General features: G+C 70.1%; 19 protein-coding genes and 1 pseudogene. 11 read left to right on the top strand and 9 right to left on the bottom strand.

Features of this window, described 5'->3' with window-relative positions; genetic code table 11:
- Positions 1-142 precede the first annotated feature (142 nt).
- Positions 143-2,962, top strand: a complete 2,820-nt coding sequence (locus tag ACMCNK_RS01350; RefSeq protein ID WP_412734525.1) for a lectin — start codon at positions 143-145, stop codon at positions 2,960-2,962.
- A 64-nt stretch (positions 2,963-3,026) separates the two neighbouring features.
- On the opposite strand, the gene ACMCNK_RS01355 is transcribed toward ACMCNK_RS01350, so the two are convergent.
- From ACMCNK_RS01355 to ACMCNK_RS01375, 5 genes are all read right to left on the bottom strand, one after another.
- A complete protein-coding gene (locus ACMCNK_RS01355) occupies positions 3,027-4,280 on the bottom strand; it encodes a sensor histidine kinase (protein ID WP_412734526.1) in 1,254 nt (417 codons plus the stop codon).
- A gap of 61 nt (positions 4,281-4,341) precedes the next feature.
- Positions 4,342-5,073, bottom strand: coding sequence for a class I SAM-dependent methyltransferase (locus ACMCNK_RS01360; protein ID WP_412734527.1), 732 nt, complete (start codon positions 5,071-5,073; stop codon positions 4,342-4,344).
- A gap of 12 nt (positions 5,074-5,085) precedes the next feature.
- Positions 5,086-6,348 (bottom strand): acyltransferase family protein, encoded by a 1,263-nt coding sequence (locus ACMCNK_RS01365; protein WP_412734528.1) that lies wholly within the window; start codon positions 6,346-6,348, stop codon positions 5,086-5,088.
- Complete coding sequence (locus tag ACMCNK_RS01370; protein WP_412734529.1) at positions 6,345-7,412, bottom strand: alpha/beta hydrolase; 1,068 nt, start codon at positions 7,410-7,412, stop codon at positions 6,345-6,347. Before ACMCNK_RS01370 ends, ACMCNK_RS01365 begins: the two co-directional genes overlap by 4 nt.
- Before the next feature lie 99 nt (positions 7,413-7,511).
- Positions 7,512-8,177, bottom strand: a complete 666-nt coding sequence (locus tag ACMCNK_RS01375) for a response regulator (RefSeq protein ID WP_412734530.1) — start codon at positions 8,175-8,177, stop codon at positions 7,512-7,514.
- Positions 8,178-8,339: 162 nt separating this feature from the next.
- Between ACMCNK_RS01375 and ACMCNK_RS01380 the strand changes: the two genes are divergently transcribed.
- From ACMCNK_RS01380 to ACMCNK_RS01400, 5 genes are all read left to right on the top strand, one after another.
- The gene (locus ACMCNK_RS01380) at positions 8,340-10,292 is read left to right on the top strand and encodes a beta-L-arabinofuranosidase domain-containing protein (protein WP_412734531.1); all 1,953 of its coding nucleotides are present in this window, start codon (positions 8,340-8,342) and stop codon (positions 10,290-10,292) included.
- A gap of 151 nt (positions 10,293-10,443) precedes the next feature.
- Positions 10,444-11,043, top strand: coding sequence for a hypothetical protein (locus tag ACMCNK_RS01385; RefSeq protein WP_412734532.1), 600 nt, complete (start codon positions 10,444-10,446; stop codon positions 11,041-11,043).
- Positions 11,044-11,159: 116 nt separating this feature from the next.
- Complete coding sequence (locus tag ACMCNK_RS01390) at positions 11,160-11,933, top strand: ATP-binding protein (protein WP_412734533.1); 774 nt, start codon at positions 11,160-11,162, stop codon at positions 11,931-11,933.
- A gap of 3 nt (positions 11,934-11,936) precedes the next feature.
- On the top strand, positions 11,937-13,268 hold the full coding sequence (locus ACMCNK_RS01395) for a PP2C family protein-serine/threonine phosphatase (protein ID WP_412734534.1): 1,332 nt from the start codon (positions 11,937-11,939) through the stop codon (positions 13,266-13,268).
- Positions 13,265-14,287, top strand: coding sequence for a B12-binding domain-containing protein (locus ACMCNK_RS01400; protein WP_412734535.1), 1,023 nt, complete (start codon positions 13,265-13,267; stop codon positions 14,285-14,287). Before ACMCNK_RS01395 ends, ACMCNK_RS01400 begins: the two co-directional genes overlap by 4 nt.
- Positions 14,288-14,310: 23 nt before the next feature.
- Here the strand turns inward: ACMCNK_RS01400 and ACMCNK_RS01405 are convergent, their stop codons facing one another.
- The 3 genes from ACMCNK_RS01405 to ACMCNK_RS01415 all read right to left on the bottom strand — a co-directional run bounded on the left by ACMCNK_RS01405 (position 14,311) and on the right by ACMCNK_RS01415 (position 16,696).
- A complete protein-coding gene (locus ACMCNK_RS01405; protein WP_412740731.1) occupies positions 14,311-14,934 on the bottom strand; it encodes a maleylpyruvate isomerase family mycothiol-dependent enzyme in 624 nt (207 codons plus the stop codon).
- Between the two features lie 145 nt (positions 14,935-15,079).
- Positions 15,080-15,667, bottom strand: coding sequence for a hypothetical protein (locus ACMCNK_RS01410; protein WP_412734536.1), 588 nt, complete (start codon positions 15,665-15,667; stop codon positions 15,080-15,082).
- Between the two features lie 321 nt (positions 15,668-15,988).
- Entirely contained in the window at positions 15,989-16,696 is a 708-nt protein-coding gene (locus ACMCNK_RS01415; RefSeq protein WP_412734537.1) for a class I SAM-dependent methyltransferase, read from the bottom strand.
- A 161-nt stretch (positions 16,697-16,857) separates the two neighbouring features.
- Between ACMCNK_RS01415 and ACMCNK_RS01420 the strand changes: the two genes are divergently transcribed.
- Positions 16,858-17,598, top strand: a complete 741-nt coding sequence (locus ACMCNK_RS01420; RefSeq protein WP_412734538.1) for a phosphotransferase — start codon at positions 16,858-16,860, stop codon at positions 17,596-17,598.
- A gap of 38 nt (positions 17,599-17,636) precedes the next feature.
- Here ACMCNK_RS01420 and ACMCNK_RS01425 read toward each other — a convergent pair.
- Positions 17,637-18,438: pseudogene (locus ACMCNK_RS01425) on the bottom strand (inositol monophosphatase family protein).
- 12 nt (positions 18,439-18,450) lie between these two features.
- On the opposite strand from ACMCNK_RS01425, the gene ACMCNK_RS01430 reads away from it, so the two are divergent.
- The 4 genes from ACMCNK_RS01430 to ACMCNK_RS01445 all read left to right on the top strand — a co-directional run bounded on the left by ACMCNK_RS01430 (position 18,451) and on the right by ACMCNK_RS01445 (position 21,120).
- The gene (locus tag ACMCNK_RS01430; protein WP_412734539.1) at positions 18,451-18,609 is read left to right on the top strand and encodes a prolyl oligopeptidase family serine peptidase; all 159 of its coding nucleotides are present in this window, start codon (positions 18,451-18,453) and stop codon (positions 18,607-18,609) included.
- Between the two features lie 141 nt (positions 18,610-18,750).
- The gene (locus tag ACMCNK_RS01435) at positions 18,751-19,269 is read left to right on the top strand and encodes an O-acetyl-ADP-ribose deacetylase (protein ID WP_412734540.1); all 519 of its coding nucleotides are present in this window, start codon (positions 18,751-18,753) and stop codon (positions 19,267-19,269) included.
- A 58-nt stretch (positions 19,270-19,327) separates the two neighbouring features.
- Positions 19,328-19,903, top strand: coding sequence for a helix-turn-helix domain-containing protein (locus ACMCNK_RS01440; protein ID WP_412734541.1), 576 nt, complete (start codon positions 19,328-19,330; stop codon positions 19,901-19,903).
- Positions 19,900-21,120: an MFS transporter gene (locus ACMCNK_RS01445; RefSeq protein WP_412734542.1), complete on the top strand. Its 1,221-nt coding sequence runs from the start codon at positions 19,900-19,902 to the stop codon at positions 21,118-21,120. Before ACMCNK_RS01440 ends, ACMCNK_RS01445 begins: the two co-directional genes overlap by 4 nt.
- Positions 21,121-21,148 lie beyond the last annotated feature (28 nt).

Raw genomic sequence — 21,148 nt, forward strand, 5'->3', positions numbered from 1 at the left:
GACGCCGGGGTTGGCTTAGCATTGACGCACGTCTATTGCGTGGCTACCTTCACGAGAGTGACAACGTTGTCACTCGGCGGATGCCCGTCGATCCCCATCAGATCGGTTCCCCCGACAAACCGATCCTCGAGGAGGCGGATCCATGATTCCCCTGCCCGCACATACTCCGTCGCCCGGCATACAGGACCGGCATCGCGCCGGCCGGCCGGTCGCCGCGCTCCTCGGAGCCGGAGCCGGAATCGCCCTGGCCGCAGCATTCACCACCCCCGTCCTGGCCGCCCCGGCGACGGGTCATCGCGCCGCGGCGCTGGTGACGTCGCCGGCCACTCTGGTCAACCCGTTCATCGGTACGTCGAACGACGCCGACGACTTCCCCGGCGCCGACGTGCCGTTCGGCATGGTGCAGTGGAGCCCCGACACGCCCACGCGCCCATCGGGCGGCGGATACGAGTACAAAGACTCGTCCATCACCGGTTTCAGCCTCACCCACATAGCCGGGCCCGGCTGCGGCGCGGCCGGTGATGTACCGGTGCTGCCCACCGTGGGTGCGGTCAACAACGCGGCCACCGATGCCTTCTCGCACGCCAACGAGTCGGCGTCGGCCGGCACGTACAAGGTCACGCTCGACAATCAGGTGACCACCGAACTGACCGCCACGACCCGCAGCGGCATGGCGCGTTTCACCTTCCCGTCGACCACGCAGGCGAATCTGATTTTCAAGCTGACGGGCAGTCAGACCGGCGCGAGCAACACCCAGTTCACCGTGGTCTCGAACACCGAGGTCAGTGGCCAGGTCACGTCCGGACGGTTCTGCGGCGCGGGAAACACGTACACGGTGTATTTCGACATGGTCTTCGACCATGCCTTCACCAGCCAGGGCGTCACTGCGGCCACTGGCACCAACAGCCTGGCGCCGAGCTCCGGCACACGGGCGTCCAAGAATGCGGCCGAGACGCCCAACAAGCCCCGGCTGCACGGCACGATGCCGAAGCCCCGGGCCCCGAAGGCCGTCTCCTCGCAGGCCGCCGCCTCCGCCGCGCACGTCACGTTCGACACCACGTCCAACCGCGTGGTGCAGGCCAAGGTCGGCGTCTCCTACGTGTCGGTCGCGGGAGCGGTCGCCAACCGTACGGCCGAAAACCCCGCCTGGAGCTTCGAGGGCACGCGCGATGCCGCCCAGAGTGCCTGGAACTCGTTGCTCGGCAGGGTGCAGATCGCCGGCGGCACCTCGGACCAGCAAACGATCTTCTACACTGCGCTGTACCATTCGCTGCTGCACCCCAACGTCATCAGCGACACGAACGGCCAGTACTACGGATTCGACGGCCGGACGCACACCGTCGACTCCGGACATGCCGCCGCCTACGCGAACTACTCCGGCTGGGACGTCTACCGTTCCCAGGCCCAGCTCGAAGCCCTGGTGGCGCCGCAGGTCGCCTCCGACACCGCGCAATCGATGATCGACGACTACGCGCAGACCGGCCTGCTGCCCAAGTGGTCGGAGAACAACGGCGAATCGTACGTGATGGTCGGCGACCCCGCCGACGGCATCATCGCCGGCTACTACGCCTTCGGCGCCCGTGACTTCGACACCACGACCGCACTGGCCGACATGGTCAAGCAGGCCAGCGTCACCAACAACGCCCGGCCCGGCCTGAACTACCTGACCACGCCGGGCTACGAGCCCCACAACGGCACGTACGGCTGCTGCAACTTCTACGGTCCCGTCGCCACCACGTTGGAGTACAACACCGCCGACTTCGCCGTCTCCGCGTTCGCCGGCGCGCTCGGTGACACCGCGAACCAGCAGAAGTTCGCCGACCGCGCGCAGGGCTGGCGTAACGTACTCAACCCGGCCTCCGGCTTCGTGCAGCCCCGCAACGCCGACGGCAGCTGGGTGAAGGACTTCGATCCCACCAGCGGCGACGACATGGTCGAGGCCGACTCGTGGATCTACACCGGCATGGTCCCGTTCAACGTCGCCGGCCTGGCCCGCGCCAAGGGCGGCAACACCGTCATGAACCACTACCTCGACACCGTGCTGCGCAGCTACACCGGCGACAACGGCTACGCCTGGGTCGGCAACGAACCCAGCATCGAACTGCCCTGGGAATACGACTACACCGGGCAGCCGTACAAGACGCAGGGCACTGTACGGTCCATCCAGGACGCCATCTGGAGCAACACCCCGCGGGGCCTGGCCGACGGCAACGACGACCTCGGCGAGATGAGCTCGTGGTACGTGTGGTCCGCGCTCGGCATGTACCCGATGACCCCGGGCACCTCCGACCTCGCCCTCGGCTCACCACTGTTCACCCAGGCCGTGGTCACCCTGCCGTCGGGCAACACCTTGACGATCAACGGCGACGGCGCCGCCGACAACGCCCCGTACGCGCAGTCCGCCACGTGGAACGGCACGTCATGGAACAACGCCTACGCACCCACCACCGCCATCACCTCCGGAGGCACTCTCACTTACACCCTCGGCACCACGGCCAACACGTCGTGGGCGACCGCACCGGCCGCCGCTCCGCCCTCGTACGGCGGCAGCGTCGCCGCGCCGGCCCAGCCGCGGGCCGGGGTCATCACGTCCGGCGCCGGCGCGAACCTCTGCGTCGATGCCGCCCAGTCCGGCACCGCGAACGGCACCGCGGCGCAGATCTGGGGCTGCAACGGCACCTACGCTCAGGACTGGACGGTCGCGGGTGACGACACGCTGAGAGTGCTCGGCAAATGCCTCGATGTCTCCAGCAGCGGCACCGCCGACGGCACGAAGGTCCAGCTGTGGGGCTGCAACGGCACCGGCGCGCAGAAATGGTCCCCCGGCGCCAACGGCTCACTGGTGAACCCGCAGTCCGGCAAATGCCTGGACGACCCGAGTGCATCCACCGTCAACGGCGCCCGGCTGCAGATCTACACCTGCAACGGCACCGCCGCCCAGAACTGGACGCTGCCGAGCTGACGGTCAGCGCGCGGCAGGGGAGAGCGGCACAAATCGGATGGCCGCATCCGTCCCGCGGGTGACGTCAGTCCCGGCTCACCCGCGGGAGGATGGCCCGTACCTCGTAGCCGCCCCCGGCGGTCGGCCCGGCGCTGAACTGGCCGCCCAGCGTCTCCGCGCGCTCCCGCATGCCGACCACCCCGTGACCGGTGCCGGGTGCCTGATGGACCGGCACCCCGGTGGCCCGGCCGTTGACGACGCGCAGTTCCAGGTCGTCGTGTCCGCCGCGGATCGCGATCTGTACCCGGGCGGCGGGCGCATGCCGGCGCGCGTTGGACAGGCATTCCTGCACGATCCGGTACACCGACAGGCCCACGGTCGCGGCGACCGGCGCGGGGCCTGGCTCCAGAACGAGTTCGACGTCCATGCCAGAACGGGCTGCCTCCGCGACGAGCTCGTCGAGACCCGCCATGTCGGGCTGCGGGGCACGGTCGGGCTCCGGCGTCTCGCTGCGCAGCACGCCCAGCAGGCGGCGCATCTCGGTCAGCCCTTCCCGCGCCGCGGTCGCGATCTCCGCGAACTCGTCGCGTACCTCCGGGCTCGACCCGGGCCGCCGGTAGGGCGCGGTCTCCGCCCGGACGGCGATGAGCGACATGTGGTGCGCCACGAGGTCGTGCATCTCGCGCGCGATCCGGGCCCGTTCCTCCAGCACGGCCCGGCGGGCCTGCTCCTGCTCGCTGCGCTGTTCCTCGCGGGCCAGTGCGCCCTGCACCTCTCGGCGGGCCCGGATCTGGTCGCCCGCGACCGCGAACACGGTCAGCAGCAGCACCGTGCCGGGCACCGCGGATCGGCCGACGAGCAGCGTGACCGGCACCACCGCGGAGGCCCACAGCGAGATCAGGACGGTGCGCTGCACCCGCGTGCTGGCGAGCAGGAAGACCCCGGCGAGGATCAGCGGCTGCACCGGATGCCAGGGCCACGGCGACTCCGGGTCGCCCAGCGGCAACACTGCGGTACCGAACGCGGTCACCCACCCGAGGCGCCACGCCAACAGCGGCCGGGTCAGCACGATCGCGCAGGGCAGCGCGATGAGGACGCCCAACCCGAGTGACAGCACCATCGGCGTGTCGACAGCCGAGCCGATGCTGGCGAGCAGGATCAGGGCGACCAGGAAGGCCACCGCGCGGGACAGATTCTGCTGCCACCGTCGCGGCGCCGGGACCACAGGCTCCGGACCGAAGGCCAACAACAGCAGCGAACGGCTCGCCCGCCGCACCGCATCCAGCACCCCGGCGCCACCCGCCGGCGTCCGGTCGTGCTCCTCGCGTGCGCCACTCACCCGCAGCAGCATAGCGATGCACGCCCACGGACCTGTTCGCCCTCGGCGGCCATGAGCCGGGTCACCGCGCCCGGAAGAAGATCATCGGATTGCGGTGGCCCGCATGCACCGGCTCCGCGAGACCGAGCGCGCGTTTGACGTCGACGATCGTTTCGTACGCCTGGCGGGCGGCCCGCGGCGCGGCCGTGAACGGAACGATCCCGCGGTCACGTAGCCACCCGAGCACGACCGGTCCCTCGCTGAACGGCCCGACCTGGAGGCGCTGGTGGACGTCGTGCACGCTGACCGGCACGCCGGGACGGACGTGAGGCAACACCTGCGCGGTGTACCAGCGGGCAAAACGGGCGGTGTGGGCGGCGTCGATGAACAGATAGTCGACCGTGCTGGGCCGCAGTTGTCCGTCCTGCCGCACGTCACCCTGGTGGAACGTCCAGCGCCCGGCCGCCAGGTCGGCGGGAACGGTCCGGCGTACGTGGTCCACGATGTCGTACGAGTGCAGCCGGCCCGCCCCGTTGTCGCGCAACGCGCGCAGCAGCCAAGTCGTCGACCAGCCGTAGAACGTGCCGATCTCCGCGACGAGCGACGGGCGCACGTCGCGGACCAGCAGATACGTGATCTCCGCTTCGATGTCGTCGAGGCGCGCCCGCATCCGTGGCTCATCGACGCCGAGGAGGCCCCGTTGCTCCTCGCGGACCCGGGCGAGGTCGTCCGCGTACGCCGCGTACAGATCCACGACGCGGGCCACGTCGAGCGGGCGGTCCGTGCCGAGCGGATGAGCGTGTGCTTCGGTCATGTGCTTTTCTCCTCACCGTGGGGTGTGGTGCATGTCGCCGGAGAGCCCGGCGGTGGTCTCGGCGCCCCCGTGGCGTCGAGTCGTCGTCACGTCCATGTCGGGCCGTTCGGTGCTGCTCGTCGCCGTCCGGCGTTGTCGCACCGGCCGCTCCGCACCGCGGAACAGCGCCCAGAGCAGACCCAGGACCAGTAGGAACGCGGGCAGCCAGGCGCACCGGTGGACGATCCAGGCCGCGTCGCGCGGCGCGTCCAGCAGGCCCGGCGGCGCACCGGCCAGCACCCGGCCGGCCCCGGCCACGACCATCAGCGCGGTCTGGTGCCAGACGAAGACGGTCATCGCGGACAGGTTCAGCACCACGACCGCCGCCCAGCACGCCGGCCGCCGCAGCAGCCGTTCCGCGAGCGGCCGCACCAGCAGCGCCAGGCCGATCTGCATCAGCGTGTGCGCGACGGTGAGCAACGACGGCGGGTCAAGGTTGGATCGGCCGGATCCGGGAACGCCAACCATGCTCGCCGGGTAGCCGGCGCCGAGAACAAGCAGCCCGCAGACCACGACCGCCACGCCGACCATGCCCGCCGCGACGCGACACGGCGGCGGCCCGTACCGGGCGACCAGAACCCCGATCAGGAACGGCACCAGCCAGCCGGCCACCACATTGACCAGGGCAACCGATCCGGGGAGATCCGGCCAGACGCCGAACCGCAGCGCGTCGACACCGGCGACCACGGCCACCGGTACGGCGACGGCCCACGCCCCGGCGCGCCGGCACACCGACTGCAGCAGCGGCGTGCACGCCAGAAGGACCAGAAGCACCAGCAGGAACCACAGCGGACTGACCGCCAGTTTCCCGACGGTGTGCAGGGTCTGCGCCGGCATCCCCACCGTGGCGAGTACGGCCAGCGCGACCGCCCACACCACGACGAACACCGCGACCGGGCGGACCAGCCTGGCCACGCGGCCCGCCCACCACCGGCCGGACCCGTGCCCGCGGCGGGTCGCCGCGGCCAGGCTGCGGGCCGCGGCGAAGCCGGACGCGAAGAAGAACAGTCCGAGTGTCTGCAGCAGCCACGTCGCCGGCGCCAGCCCGGGCATCTGTTGCAGGGGACTGCGCTGGGCGAACGCGCCGTGGTCGGTCACCGTCAGGCCGGTCACGAACCAGTGCCCGGTGACCACACCGAGCATGGCGACCGCGCGCAGACCGTCGATGAACCGGTCCCGTCCGGCGGGCGTCGCCTCGGACAACCGTACGGTCCAGCCGTGTGTCGCGGCGCTCACCGGGCGTCTCCGGCTTCGCTGAGCGCGATGCCCGCCATCGCCCGCAACGCCGAGCTGCCGTCGACGAAGTAGCCGTCGTGCCCGTCGACGCCCCCGGTGGGCAACGCCAGCGCCCCGAAATCCGGCTCCCAGGGGAGCCGGCCGTGGCCCACCCCGAACAGCTGCACCCCGGGGATGCGCCGGGTCCAGTCGTTGGGGGCGCTGCCGGCCCACACCTGGGCGTGGGAGTGCAGGTCGGCGACGGTGGACGCGCCGCCCATCCCGGGGCTGCCGATGGCCACCAGGTCATGGACGTGGGCACTCAACCCGGCCGCGGCCAGGCCCGCCACGGTCGACCCGTAACTGTGCCCGATCACCGTGATCGTTGCCCCGGGACGGGCCGTGACGAGACCGTCGACGAACCGGTCGAGCGCCGCGGCCCCGGCGACGGCCCGGTCCTCCCGCAACGCATCACGGCGTACGCCCTCCGGCGGGTCGTAGCCCAGCCAGGGGATCACCGCGACGTGGGCCGACGGCTTCCGGGTGCGGATCTGGTCGTACAGCTGATGCGCCTGCCACGAGGGCGCCCGCCGCAACCGCCCACCGTGGCCGGTGTCGAAGTTGGCCAGCACGTTGTCGACGCCCGGCACGAGGACGACGATCCGGTCGGCGGTGCCCAGGTCGCCGATGACCTCGGCGATGCGGCCGTCGCCGGCCCGGTCGTACAGAAGGATCTGCCGCCCGGCGAACCCGGGGGCGAGGATGTGGTTGGCGCGGTACCGAAGCCGGACCGGCGCCCCGTCGAGACGTCCGACGATGTCCGGGTACCGGTCGGTGAGATCCTCGGCCGACCCGGCCGGCACGCGGGCGAAGAACCCGGCGACCGTGGACGGCGTGGCGCTCGTGGGGTCGGGCGGCGACAGCGGCTCGGCGAGCCACTGCGCCCGGTGCGGCATCTGGGCTGCCGCAGGTGCTTCGGCGGGGCCGAACAGCCCGGTGGCGGGGAGCCCGAGCAGGGTCGAGACGACGGCGGAGGTGACGACACCGACCACCCGCCTGGTACGCGTGATCCCGATGCTGACCATGACTGCCTCCCGATCGCCAACCGACGATCAGGAAGCTAGGTGGGTGAATGTGGCACGGGCGTCACGCTGTGGCGGGACTTCGCGGCTAGCTCCGTGGAGCTACGCCTGCGGCGCGATCAGACCGCTCTCGTACGCCAGGACGACGGCCTGGGCCCGGTCTCGCAGATTCAGCTTCGTGAAGATGCGACCGACGTGGGTCTTCACGGTCTGCTCGGCCACGGTCAGCACGTCCGCGATCTCCGCGTTGGACTGGCCGCGCGCGATGAGCGTGAGCACCTCCGTTTCGCGGGGCGTGAGCGCGTTGAGCGACAGCACCTTGGGGCGTGGCCCCTGGCGGGCGGCGAACTCCTCGATCAGCTTGCGGGTGATCGACGGGGCGAGGAGGCTTTCGCCCGCCGCCACCACCCGTACGGCGCGGACGAGCTCGCTGCCGGGCGCGTCCTTGAGCAGGAATCCGCTGGCGCCGGCGCGCAACGCCTCGAAGACGTAGTCGTCGAGGTCGAACGTGGTGAGCATGATGATCCTTGGGCGGTGCAGTCCGGGGCCGACATCGAGGATCTGGCGCAGCGCCTCCAGCCCGTCCATCACCGGCATGCGGATGTCCATGAGGATCACGTCCGGAGCCTGTTCGCGGGCGCGGGCGACCGCCTGCGCCCCGTCCGCGGCGTCCGCCACGACGGTGATGTCCGCCTGCGCGTTGAGCAGGGCGGCGAACCCTTCGCGCACCATGGCCTGGTCGTCGACGATCAGCAACTTGATGGTCATGCACTCCCTCGCACGACCCGACTATAGATGCCAGGTGATCACGGGTACGTCCGTGCAAGGCGCGACGGGCGCCCCCATTTACAGGTGACGAATCGATGAATTACGATCCCATAACGCAAGGGATCGAACATTATCCATCAGGTTCGCACGTAGGAGCTTCCCGTGGATCGTCGTGCCCTTCTGACCTCAGCGGCGGCCGTGGCCGCGGTTGCGCCCTTCCTCGGCGGTGACGCGGCGCACGCTGCCGCATCCGGGTACGTGACCAACCGGGCGCCGCTGCGGCCGGAGGCGTTCATCAAGCTGGCGCCGGGGGCGACAAAGGCCCGCGGGTGGCTCGCGACGCAGCTGAATCACCAGCTCAACGGGCTCAACGGGCGGATGGTGGAGGTCTCGCACTTCCTGCAGTACGACCGCACGGGCTGGATCAACCCCGGCCTGGCCGGCTGGGAGGAACTGCCGTACTGGCTCAAGGGCTACGCGAGCCTGGGCTACGTCACCGGCGACGCCCACACGCAGGCGCAAACCGCGAAATGGGTCAGCGGCATCCTGGCGACGCAGGCGAGCGACGGCTACTTCGGCCCGGCCGGTCTGCGCACGAGCCTCAACGGCGTACCGGACTTCTGGCCGCACATGCCGATGCTGCACGCGCTGCGCACGTACGGCGAGTTCACCGGCGACACGACGATCGTGCCCGCCTTCACGAGGTTCTTCCAGTTCATGAACGCGCAGGGCGCGAGCGCCTTCAACCAGAGCTGGGGCGCGCAGCGCTGGGCCGACACGCTGGAAGTCGTGTACTGGACGTACAACCGTACCGGTGACGGCTTCCTACTCGACCTGGCCCGGAAGATCCACGCCAATTCGGCCGACTACCTCGACAACCTGCCGACGCTGCACAACGTGAACCTGGCACAGGGCTTCCGCGAGCCGGCCGTGTACGCGGTGCTCAGCGGAAACCCGGCGCACCGGCAGGCGACGTACCACGACTACGACACCATCATGCGCACGTACGGCCAGTTCGCCGGCGGCGGCTTCGCCGGCGACGAGAACGCGCGGCCCGGCTTCGGTGACCCGCGGCAAGGATTCGAGACGTGCGGGATCGTCGAGTTCATGGCCAGTCACGAGAGCCTGACGCGGATCACGGGCGACCCGCTGTGGGGTGACCGTACGGAGAACCTCGCGTTCAACTCGCTGCCCGCGGCACTGGACCCGCGGCAGCAGGGCGTCCACTACATCACCAGCGCGAACAGCATCGCGCTGCTGGACCGGCCGGGGCACGCGGGCCAGTTCCAGAACTCGTTCGCGATGCAGGCGTACATGCCGGGCATCGACGAGTACCGGTGCTGCCCGCACAACTACGGCATGGGCTGGCCGTACTACGTCGAGGAGATGTGGGTCGCGACGCCGGACGGCGGGCTCGCGGCGACCCTGCACGGACCGTCGACCGTCACCGCGAAGGTGGCCGACGGGACCACCGTGTCGATCACCGCGGACACGGTGTACCCGTTCGGGGACACCATCACCTACACGGTGACGACACCGAAACCGCTGGCGTTCCCGGTGTCCCTGCGCGTGCCGGGATGGTGTGCGAGTCCACACCTCACGGTGAACGGTGCGGCGGTGAGCGTGCCGGCCGGCCCGGCGTACGCAAGGATCAGCCGGACCTGGGCGGACGGTGACCGGATCGTCCTGAAAATGCCGATGCGGGCCAGGACACAGACATGGACCGCGAACCACGGGTCCGTGTCGGTGAACTACGGCGCGCTGACGTTCTCGCTGGCGATCACCGAGAACTGGTCGCAGACGGGCGGCACGGCGGCGTGGCCGACCAGCGAGGTGCGGCCCGGCTCGGCATGGAACTACGGACTGGACGGCGCGACGCAGTTCGCCGTGACGACCGGGCTGGGCGACACGAACGACCCGTTCACCGCGGCGAACGCGCCGATCCGGATCACGACCCCGGCGCGGAAGATCCCGGGCTGGCAACCGGACGCGGACACGATCGTGACGACCCTGCAGGACAGCCCGACGCCGTCGAACGAGCCGGTCGAGCAGGTCACGCTGATCCCGATGGGCGCCGCGCGCCTGCGGATCACGTCGTTCCCGACGGTCACCTGACGACCTGGGCCTCGCCGACCAGCGCTGGCGGATCACCCCCGCCTGACTGTCCCTGCCGCTGGGGCGTGGGGTTGGCACAGAATCGGGATTCGCGAGAGTCTGCGCCTCTTGAAGATGGTGGAACGCACATCGACAAGAGGAAGACACACATATGCGTCCCGGGAACTTGATCGCCCACGTCCTGGTCGTCGGCCTCATCGCCGGCGGGACCGCGGCCTGCGCCGACAAGCCTGCCGCCACACCGCCCGGCGGCTCACCGTCCTCCGTCACCGCCTCGGCTCCGGGGGCACCGTCGTCGTCGCCGTCGGAGTCAGCGAGTCCCGCCGCGTCCCGGCCGTCGTCGTCCGCCGCGACCCGGACCACGGCCGCGAAGGCCAAGCGTTCCGGCTCAGGGGATGCCCGGTCCGGCACGCAGTACGCGATCCTGACGTCGAGCAAGGTGTCAACCCGGCAGATCACCTACGACCTGATCGACTGGTACGAGGGGAAGGAGGCCGTGAAGGCGTGCGCCGAGGACGGCGTCAAGCCGGCAGAGAACGACTACTGCCTGGGGTACTACAGCCGCAACCACAACAAGCAGCTCCGCACACTCACGGTTGATCCCGACGCCCCGATCCGCATCATGGACACGGGTACGTGGAAGTCGGTCGACCTCGCCACGTTCCTCAAGAAGGTCGGCAACGACACGGTGATCCGCTTCGACGTCGACGCCAACCGGATCATGAAGCTCGATCAGATCTACCTTCCCTGACGCCGTCGTGATCGCCTCCCGCCGCCGGCCGGGCGGGTCTCGCACTCCCTGTCCGTCGATGGGATCGTCGGTGCGCGAGTGTGGACCCACGTGGTCGCTGGAGGGAGGCGATCGGCATGGATCGTCCAGTGCAGATCGAGGTCGTCTCGGGCGGTCCGGTCCGGGTCGTCCTCGCCGGATCCGTGATCATGGTGCGGCACGACGACGTGCTGTCGCAGGTGGAGCGGGCTCTCAAGGCCGCGCACGGCACGCGGGTTCTCATCGACCTGACCGAGGTCACCGCGCTGGACTCGTCGGGGGCCGCCCTGCTGGTCCTCACCCGGCGGCTCGCCACCCGGTCCGGCGCCGAGTTCCACGTGCAGGGGGCGCGTCCCGAGATCCTGCAGCATCTGCACATGATGGGCCTGACCACGTTGTTCGGACTGCGATCGGCCGACGACGACAGATCGAGCGCCGGCGCGGCCGCGGAAGCGCCCGATGTGGCCGCGGAACCCGTGCATGTTCTCGGGCAGCCGTTCGATCGGGAGGGCATCCAGGCGATCCGGGACCGCCTGTTGAGCTATGCCACGAGTTGCGGCCTGTCCGCATTCGATCGGTACCGGCTGTTGCTCGCGACGACGGAGATCATGACCAACGCGGTGCTTCACGGCGGCGGCCGGGGAACCATCAACGTCGAACGCCTGGACGACCGGCTGCTGCTCCGGATCACCGACCACGGTCCCGGCATTCCACGCCGGCACCACACTCGAAATTCTCGTCCGCGCCCGGGCCGGGTCCGCTCTGCCGGCCTGTGGCTGGCCCGGCAGATCTGCCTGCAGGTCGACATCGACAGCGGGCCTGGCGGCACCACCGTCCTCCTGACGTACGCCCTGCCCGCGAACACCGAGTAGAGCATGGATCCGGCACTGGTCACCCGTCACCACGTGAGCGAACCGGACGAGGCCCCGGCCTGTGCCCCGCAGCCGCTGGCCTTCCTGCTGACGGCGTACCGGATTCTCGGGCAGTCGCTGAGCCTGCACCGCAGTGCCCGCGCCGCGATCCGGCTGCCGGTTCCCGCGCTGGCCGAGGCTGCCGCGCTGATCCTTGTCGTCGGCCCGCAGCGGGCGCACTGGTGGACGACGGACGGTCGCGCGGCGGTGACCGGAGCGGAACGGATGCCGGTCCGGTCGGCGGACGCGCCGCCGGACGGCCTGCCGGACTGGATCCAGGCCGCGCTCACCGTCGCGGACGGGCCCTGGGTGCGACCGGTGCGCTCCGGACGGTGGGTCCTGCCCGACGGCGCGGAGCACGACGGGCACGGTGTGGTCGTCCGGCTGCCGTGCGATCACCTGTGCCAGGGCGTGCTGGTGCTGCTGCGTGACGCGGATCGCCCAGCCTTCGACGACGCGGACCGATCTCTGGCCGTCCAGTACGCCGAGCCGGTCGGCCGTGCCGTGACGGCGGCTCTGCTCTACCGGGATCAGGTTCAGGTCGCCGATGCACTGCGCGCGGCGTTGCGGCCCGCGCCGCTGCCGTCCGTCGCCGGCCTCGACATGGCGACGGCGTACCGGCCGGCGCGCGAGGCGATGCACGTGAGCGGCGACATCGTGCACGTCGAGCCGCTCGCCGCCGGTGGCGTCCTGTGCATCGTGGGCGACGTCTGCGGCAAGGGCGTCGACGCGGCGGTGGCCGGTGGCCTGCTCCGGCAGTCCATGCTGATCCTGTGCCGGGTCACCGGGCAGCCGCTGGACATCCTCGCCGTGCTCAACGACGCCTCCTTCGACACCGGCAGTGCGGCGGCGACCCAGTTCACCACGGTGGTCGTCGGCTCGGTCCGGGCGACGCCGGGCGGGGGAGCCCTTCTACGGCTGGCGGCGGGTGGTCACCTTCCACCGTTGGTGGTGCGGCGGACCGGCGAGGTGGAAGCGGTGCACATCGGCGGCATGATGCTCGGCGCCGACGTGCCGGGGAAGTTCGCGGAGGCCGTCGTCTGGCTTGCCCCCGGCGAGACCTGCGTCCTCTACACCGACGGGGTGACCGAGGCCCGCGAACCGGCGGGGGAGATGTTCGGCCCGGATCGGCTTGCCGCGCTGCTGACCGGTCATGCCGATGCACCGGCCGCCGTGGTGGCGGAGCGGATCGAGCAACGCGTCGTCGACTGGCTGGCCGGTGCCCACCACGACGACATCGCGGTTCTCGTCGTGCGGGCGCTGCCGGCTGGTCCGCTTCGAGGAGGAGCACGATGACCGAGATGACCCACCCGGAGTGTCCGACCTTGCTGAGGCATGTCCTGGCCGCCGACGAGCCGGCCGCGTTCCGGCTCGCGCACCATCTCATCGATACGGGAACCGGCCCGGAGGAGTTCCTGCTGCATGTGATCGCGCCGGTCCAGGCGACCATCGGCGAACTGTGGGCACGCAACCGGGTGTCGGTGGCCGAGGAACATGTGGCGAGCTACATCAACGGGCGCCTGACCGTCGTCTGCGCCCTGGCCGAGCCGCCACCGCGGCGTCCTGACAGGCTCCTCGTCGTCTGCCCGGACGGCGAGTGGCACACTCTGCCCTCCCGGCTGCTCGCCGAGACGCTCCGTCTGCGCGGCTTCCCGGTCGGCTTCCTCGGGGCCAGCGTCCCGGCCGCACATCTGGCGTCGTACCTGCAACAGCACGAACCGGCCGCGGTGCTGCTGAGCATCTCGCTGCCCGTCCGCCTGCCCTCCGCCCACCGGTCGGTCACGGCGGCGCGGCAGGCCGGCGTGCCGGTTCTGTGCGGCGGCCTGGGATTCGGCGACACCGCGCGGTGGGCGTATCGCCTGGGTGCGGAGGGATGGGCCGGCGACGCGGTCGAGGCCGCCGCGGTGCTGGAGGACTGGCCGCGGCCCCAGGCGGCCCGCACCGGGCTCGACCACCTGGCCGACGACGAGTACGACCGGCTGATCCGCGGTACGCCCGAGCTGGTCGACGGCGCCCTGTCCACCCTGGACGCGCGATTTCCGCCGATGCGCAGCTACACCCGCCGGCAGCGGGACGCGACCGTCGCGGACCTGGGCCACATCGCGGCCTTCCTGGCCACCGCCGTGTATGTCGACGATGAGGCGTTGTTCGCCCGGTTCATGGCATGGCTGGCCGATCTACTTGCCGCCCGGCACGTGTCGCCCACCAGCGCCGACCTGGTCGTGGAGCACCTGCAGGAAGTACTGCACGATCGCACCCGTACCGCGCGGATGCTGGCCGCCGGCCGGGCCGCACTCCAGGGCCGTCTGCAGTGACGGGTCCACCCGACCGCCTGCCGCTACCTGGTTCGTATGCGGCTGTCCAGTTCCGGCAGCCCATCACCGGACAGCTCGGCGAGCGGGGCGCGACGGCCGGTCAGCGCCAGCATCACCGCTTCGGCAGTGCCCCGAATCAGCGGACCGCTGCCCCATGACCATTCCAGGTCCGTGGCCTCGAACCGCAGTCCCGCGGGCCGGCTCTTCGGAACGAATCCCACCGCTCGGCCTCCGATCAGAAAGTCCAGGGACACGCGGAGGCGCTCGGGTCGCAGGTCGTGCGGGATTCCCAGCGGCCGACGGATGTCCTGCCCATGTATCTGCAGGTCGGTGAGCTGGCCGGGGTATCCGACCACCGGCGGGCGAAACGGATTCTCCGCGTTCGCCCGCAACATCGCGGCCAATTCGCCGGCAGGGCGTTCCGCCATCAGGGCGGCGAGTCGGGCATTGGCCAGATGGATGTGGAAACCGCTGCGAACCAGCGCGCCCAGCACGGAGGCCTTCGAGGAGGCAACTGCCGCGACGAGGTGACCGACCACCTCTTTCACACTCCAGGCCTCGCAGAGACTGCGCGTCCTGAGCTGCTCCGAATCCAACGACTCGACGAGATCGGCCATCCGGCGCCGTTCGTCGGCGATCATTCCCATGATGTCCACCTGCGGACATTATCGTGCGGCGGGCCTCCCATCTCGCCGTCGCCGGAGGGCATCTGGCCGGCGGCCGGTGACATCGAGGTTCGCATCGCCGTCATCCACAACATGCACTGCACTCTGCAGTGACCGCGCCTGCCGACTACCCACCGGCGAGCACCCCGGCCAGCTCCCTGGCGGCGCCCGTATCGGTCGCCGCCGCCGTGCGCAGCGCCGCGACCGCGTCGTCGCGGCGTCCCTGGTCCCACAGCAGCAACGCCCTGGTGCGCTGGTAGATCGGGATGTTCACCTCGGCCAGCAGATCGATCGCAGTTGCCCGGGCCTGCGCCGCCTCGGTGTTGCCGAACTGGAAGCTCCACCTGTGTCGCGACTGCCGGACGAGGTTGCGGTGCAGCCATTCGTCGGGTCCGACATCGTCCAGCAAGGCCACCGCGGCCCGGATGTCATGCCTGCTCCACCACACCAGCGCGACCCAGGCCAGCTGCCGGCGCACCTCGTCCCGGGCGGACCGGCGCCACGGGTCGACGTAGCGCTCGACCAGGTTCTCCCCGCGGGAAGCCAGCCAGCGCTCGACGCGGAGGACGTCGTCGCGCCACACGGGCACGTCGGGCAGCGTCAGCAGCGCCTCCGGAAGCGTCACCAGCGCCTCGGCCAGACGACCTTGGCCGGCGAGCAGCCGGGCCAGCCGCCGCTGCGCGCCGGGAATGCCCGCGGCCGCCAACGGCCGCATGGCATCGATGGCTGCTGTGATCTCACGCCGCCTGACCAGCCAATCAGCCCAGGCCCAGCGCGATGCGCGGTCGCCGTGCCCAGCGCGCCGCCGGAGTACGTCAACGCGCCCGGTTCGAGCCAGCCAGGCCGCCATCTGCCGGGCCGCCTGCGGGTCGCCGGCCCCCGCCCAGCGACGCAATTCGTCGATGCGCCCCGCACGCATCATCCGTCGGGCGGTCCGCTGATGAAACGGCTCATTCTCGGCCCTGGCGTCCACGCCACGATCATCCACTCCGGGCGCAACCGCGGTATCTGGCCGCAGACACCGGAGGGTCGTGAGCTATCCGGGCTGAACGGTGACCGTGAACTCGGTCGCCTGCGGGCTGACGGCCCGGCCCTCGTCGTCGACCATGGCGGTGACACTCAGTCCGGCTTCGGAACACATCGCCTCGAAACGCTCCGTGCCGTACCAATGGAGATTCCATTCACGTTCGATGCTGTCGGTGGCATTCGGAGTGATCCGCTCGTATCGGGTCGTGGTGACCCGGTTCCGTGCCGTTTCGTCATAGACCTCCGAGACGGCCGTATAGCGAAGCACCGTGCCGTCGGCTTCGATGGCCTCCCGTGTCACGCCGAACTCGTCCGAGAGAGTCGGCTCCGGGATCCACAGCGGTATGAGCGCCGCGCCGTCACTGGTCAGGTGTTCGCGGATCGCCCGGAGTGCTTGTAGTGCCGTCTCGTCATCAGGCAGCAGATTGAAAGTGGGGCCCGCCAGATAGATCGAGCGATATCGTTTCGGCAGCGACATCTGCTCCATCCTCTGGTGATGCAGCGTGACGTCGATGCCGGTGGCAGCAGCATTGATCCGGCAACGCTCGAGCATGTCACCGGACGAGTCCAGACCCTCGACATCGAGGCCTTTTCGGCGCAACGTCAGGAGAGGCTCCCCGTCGCCACAACCAATCTCCAGGCCAGGCTCTCCCACGGCCGTCACGAATTGGGCGTACGGTTCTGCGTCGAATCGGGCCGCCTTGAACTTCGCGTACACCTCGACGACAATTCCGGTGTAAAGTCCGCTGCTTCCATGATGACGACAGGCTACCGGTTCTCCGGCTGAAGCCCTGGAATCGCACTACCCGTGCGCCGATGATGGACATCCGGGCGGAAAAGCGCGGGCCGTCGCGCGGACTTTCCGCGATACTGGCCCGCGTGGACGAGGTTCAGGTCGTGGTTGCTCACTCCGAGCGGGTGACGCTGCGCGTCGGGGACGTCTTCCTCAAGGTGGACGCCGACCCGGCACGCCTGGACGCCGAGGCTGAGGCGATGGCCGCGGCGCCGATCCCGACGGCTCCGATCCTGTGGCGCAAACCGTCGGTGATAGCGCTCGGCGCCCTCCCCGGCAAGGCCCTCGGCCGGCTCGGCGAGCCGTCGCCCGCCTCACCCGCAGCCTGGGCCGCCGCAGGTGCCGCCGCCCGCACTCTGCACGATGCGCCGCCACCCGCGCGCCGCGGCCGCAGCGCCGACTCGCTGGTCCGGGCGGAGCTGGAATCCGAGTGTGAACTACTTGTCGCGAACGGAATCCTCCCCGCCGACCTGGTCGCCCGCAACCGTCAGGTCGCTGAGGCCGCCTTCCGCCCGTTCACCCCGGCGTTCGCCCATGGCGACTTCCAAATCACCCACGTCTTCACCGACGGCGATCGGGTCACCGGCGTGCTCGACTGGTCCGAGGCCGGCCATGGCGACGCGATGTTCGACCTTGCCACGCTGACGCTGGGCCACGAGGACCGCCTCGCCGACGTCCTCGCCGGCTACGGCTCCGCCGCCGACCCGGCCGCCATCCGCGCCTGGTGGTCCCTGCGCAGTCTCCTCAACGTCCGCTGGCTCGCCGAACATGGCTTCGACCCGTTCGCCCCGGGCTGCGAGGTCGACGTCCTCAAAGGTCGCATGTAACCGACCGGCTTCCGCCTCCCTCCGTGCGGCACACCCGCTCAGCTCCTGCTGCGCTGGTTGCGGACAAGGGCGAGCAGCGTCGCGTGTGTAGGTTCGTCGGCGGCCACGACAAGGCCTCCTCTGCCGGTGTGAAGAGGCTGGCCGTCGATCCCGGTGACGACACAGCCTGCTGCCTGGCAGAGGGCGATCCCAGCGGTGAAGTGAACGCTGTCGCGCAGGTGTCCGTCGGTGACGTTTGCGGCGCGGCGGCCGGTGGCGACCCAGGCCACGGCCAGGGTGGTGGAAACCATGCGGGGGCGGAACTGTTCGATGAAGCCGTCGTCGGCGAGCATCCGGGCAGCCAGAAAGGCGTCCTTGTGGGGAAATGGCGGATCAAGATTGACATCGACCAGCCTCGACTCCGCCGACGGGGCGAGTCTCTCATCCACGCCAGCGCCACGCAGGTACGCGGCGGTCCCGTCGGTCCAGAACACCTCCCCGGTGAACGGGTCGGCCGAGGCGGCCACCGTGACACTCGCCCTGTCTTGGAGAGCCACGTTGACGGAGCACAGCAGGTTTCTCACGGCGTTAGTTCAACGTGCCGCACAACGGGTCCACCAACCACATGCGCCCGTTCCCATCGAGACCTGTGCGCCCGCTCTCCTCGCCCAGCACCAGATCGTCCGGACGCGCCGTACGCAGGACGTCGACGATGGCTTTCTCGGCTTCGATGTCCGCGGTCGTGGCGAAGTCCCCGGCGGTTTTGTGGAAGCGGGTCAGCGACGCCCCGAAGTGTGAGCGGACGACCTCGGCTCCGGCATTCACTGCCTGGATGACCAGTGCCTGATCGGTGATCGACATGGAGAAACCATATTGGTTGATCGGCTGAGGGTGCGGGGGGTGGAGGTGCGCCATGACATCTACCCGGACGAGGGTCACGGCATGACCAAGACGGCAAACCAGATCCAGGCCTGGTCGGACGTGGGCGCGTTCCTGGTCGCGTACGTGGGGAGCCGGCCGGCGTCGCGTTGAATCGGCGCGGATTCTCCTCGAGTGGCGACGGTCGCTGAGGGATAGTCTGCGCGTGGACGCCGGACGACTCTGACCGGTGGCATCGCGGGAGATCCGGGTACCGGCACCGCGGGAGCAAACAGCACCGGAGGTGTCAGGGCAGTGCGGATTGAGCTGGTCACCGGCGACATCACCACTGAAGACGTCGATGCCGTGGTGAACGCGGCGAACTCGTCGCTGCTGGGCGGCGGCGGAGTCGATGGAGCGATTCACCGCAGGGGCGGCCCGGCGATTCTGGAAGAGTGCCGTGCTTTGCGGGCCAGCAAGTTCGGGCGGGGGCTGCCTGTCGGGCAGGCAGTGGCGACCACCGCCGGTCGGCTGCCCGCCCGGTGGGTCATCCACACGGTCGGACCCGTTTTCAGCACGGACGAGGACCGTGCCCCTCTGCTCCGCAGCTGTTACACGTCGTCGCTGGCGGTCGCCGCCGGTCTGGGCGCCCAATCGGTCGCGTTCCCGTTGATCTCCTCCGGCGTGTACCGGTGGCCGAAAGAGGATGCTGTCGTCCAGGCATTGGCAGCCCTGCGGACCGGTCCGGCCGCCGTGCAGACGGTCCGCCTCGTGCTCTTCGACGAGGCGACGCGCCGAACCGCGGAGCGTGTCTTCCAGGCCGATCGCGACTGATGCAGAGGACTTATGCATAGGAATTTGCATAAGTCCTCTGCATCGATAGCCTAAGCGCATGGAACCGTTGTCGAACGCGCTTGTGGCAAGCCCGGAACTGATGCGTCTGATCGCCCATCCGCTGCGCATGCGGATCGTCGGATCCCTGCGCGTGGACGGGGCCGCGACGTCCGCGATCCTGGCGCGCCGGCTCGGGACCGACAGCGGGCAGACGAGTCACCACCTGCGGCTGCTGGCCCGGCACGGCCTCGTGGAAGAGGCGACGGAGCGCGGCAAGGGCGCACACGGCCGGGAGCGTTGGTGGAAGGCGGTGCACGACTCGACCCTGTGGGCCAGCTCCGGCGTCGGTGGCGCCGAAGCGATGACGGCCGTCCAACGCACCGCCCGGGCGATCTGGGACCAGACGATCGATACGTTCCACCAGGAGGTCGCCACCCAGAAGTGGAGCGCAGCCTGGCAGCGGGCCGCCGCGAGTTCCGACTACGTCATCCGGACGACTCCCGAGCGGCTGGAACGGCTCTGCCTCGACATCGAGCGGCTGATCCGTGAGTCCGACCTCGGCGACACGACCGAGGCGGACGCAGAAAAGGTGCTGGTGGTCCTGCACGCGCACCCGCATCGTGAGTCGCGATGACCACCCTGTGGCGCAATCGCGAGTTCACTCTGCTGTGGAGCTCGCAGTCGCTGTCCGACCTCGGGACCGGTGTCGCGTCCCTGGCGCTGTCATTGCTCGTACTGGTGGAGACCGGATCGGCGGTCGGCGCAGGCCTGGTCGGCACCGTCTCCATGGTGGCCCGGCTCGTGATCCGGCTGCCGGGCGGAGTGCTCGTCGACCGGTACGACCGCCGCCGTGTGATGGTGGTCTGCGACGCGCTGCGCGTCGCCGCGTTCACGGCGTTGAGTCTGGCGGTCCTCGCCGGCCAGGTCAGCCTCTGGTTGATTCTCGCGGTCGCCCTGGTCGACTCGTCAGCCGGCGCGATCTTCGGTGCGGCTGAGGACGCGTCGCTGCGCAGCATCGTGCCCGTGGAGCAGCTCCCGGCCGCGGTCGCGCGCAACGAGGCCCGCTCGTACGGGACCTCACTGGCGGGGCCACCTCTGGGCGGATTCCTCTTCGGGCTGGGCCACGCCGTCCCGTTCCTCGGCAATGCGCTCTCGTACCTGGTGTCCGTCGTGGCCGTGCTTCGAATCCGCAGACCGCTGCAGGGGGAGAGGGAAGAACAGCCACAGGCGTACGGCGCGGCGCTCGCCGAAGGGATCGGTTTCGTCTTCGCCAACCCGTTTCTGCGCGCGCTTCTGCTGATCGCCGCGCCACTCAACTTCGCCATCGGGGGCGTACTGTTCACGGTCGTCGTGGCGCTGCAACGCAACGGGACGCCACCCGCGGTCATCGGCCTGACCGAAACGATCGTTGCGGTCGGCGGTCTGCTGGGCGCCGTCTTCGCGCCGGCCCTGCAGAGCCGGCTCACTCTGCCCGGCCTCGTCCGTGTCATCTGTTGGGCGGCGGCGGTGCTTCTGGCCGGTTCCGCGCTGCTGATCTCGAACATCGGGGCGGCCGTGCCGCTGGCGTTTGCCGTTTTCCTTGGTCCCGCATGCAACGCGGCGCTGTTCGGCTATCAGGCCGCCATCACGCCGGACCGCCTGCAGGGCCGGGTGATCAGCATCGTCATGGTGGTCGCCACGTCGATGGCGGCCATGGCGCCGATGGCTGGCGGCGCCATGGTGGCTACCTGGTCGCCATCCACCGCCGTGCTGGTCTTCGCGGCCGCGGTCGTGGGGTCCGCGCTGACGGCGACGTTCAGCAGCGGTCTGCGGCAGGCCGTCGAAGAGCCGGCCGAGGTAGCGCTCAGCTGACGTCGAGACGTGCGTCGCGGCCCGGACG

Origin of the sequence: Krasilnikovia sp. MM14-A1259 (assembly GCF_047159535.1) — a bacterium.
In the GTDB taxonomy this organism is placed as follows: domain Bacteria; phylum Actinomycetota; class Actinomycetes; order Mycobacteriales; family Micromonosporaceae; genus Actinoplanes.

What these genes read in the sequence shown, in the direction of transcription:
- ACMCNK_RS01440 (WP_412734541.1), top strand. Translation starts at nt 19,328, where the DNA reads ATGGAACCGTTGTCGAACGCGCTTGTGGCAAGCCCGGAACTGATGCGT.
- ACMCNK_RS01360 (WP_412734527.1), bottom strand. Translation starts at nt 5,073, where the DNA reads ATGACCGAAGCACACGCTCATCCGCTCGGCACGGACCGCCCGCTCGAC.
- ACMCNK_RS01405 (WP_412740731.1), bottom strand. Translation starts at nt 14,934, where the DNA reads ATGGGAATGATCGCCGACGAACGGCGCCGGATGGCCGATCTCGTCGAG.
- ACMCNK_RS01395 (WP_412734534.1), top strand. Translation starts at nt 11,937, where the DNA reads ATGGATCCGGCACTGGTCACCCGTCACCACGTGAGCGAACCGGACGAG.
- ACMCNK_RS01375 (WP_412734530.1), bottom strand. Translation starts at nt 8,177, where the DNA reads ATGACCATCAAGTTGCTGATCGTCGACGACCAGGCCATGGTGCGCGAA.
- ACMCNK_RS01400 (WP_412734535.1), top strand. Translation starts at nt 13,265, where the DNA reads ATGACCGAGATGACCCACCCGGAGTGTCCGACCTTGCTGAGGCATGTC.
- ACMCNK_RS01350 (WP_412734525.1), top strand. Translation starts at nt 143, where the DNA reads ATGATTCCCCTGCCCGCACATACTCCGTCGCCCGGCATACAGGACCGG.
- ACMCNK_RS01390 (WP_412734533.1), top strand. Translation starts at nt 11,160, where the DNA reads ATGGATCGTCCAGTGCAGATCGAGGTCGTCTCGGGCGGTCCGGTCCGG.
- ACMCNK_RS01445 (WP_412734542.1), top strand. Translation starts at nt 19,900, where the DNA reads ATGACCACCCTGTGGCGCAATCGCGAGTTCACTCTGCTGTGGAGCTCG.
- ACMCNK_RS01370 (WP_412734529.1), bottom strand. Translation starts at nt 7,412, where the DNA reads ATGGTCAGCATCGGGATCACGCGTACCAGGCGGGTGGTCGGTGTCGTC.
- ACMCNK_RS01385 (WP_412734532.1), top strand. Translation starts at nt 10,444, where the DNA reads ATGCGTCCCGGGAACTTGATCGCCCACGTCCTGGTCGTCGGCCTCATC.
- ACMCNK_RS01410 (WP_412734536.1), bottom strand. Translation starts at nt 15,667, where the DNA reads ATGCGGCCGTTGGCGGCCGCGGGCATTCCCGGCGCGCAGCGGCGGCTG.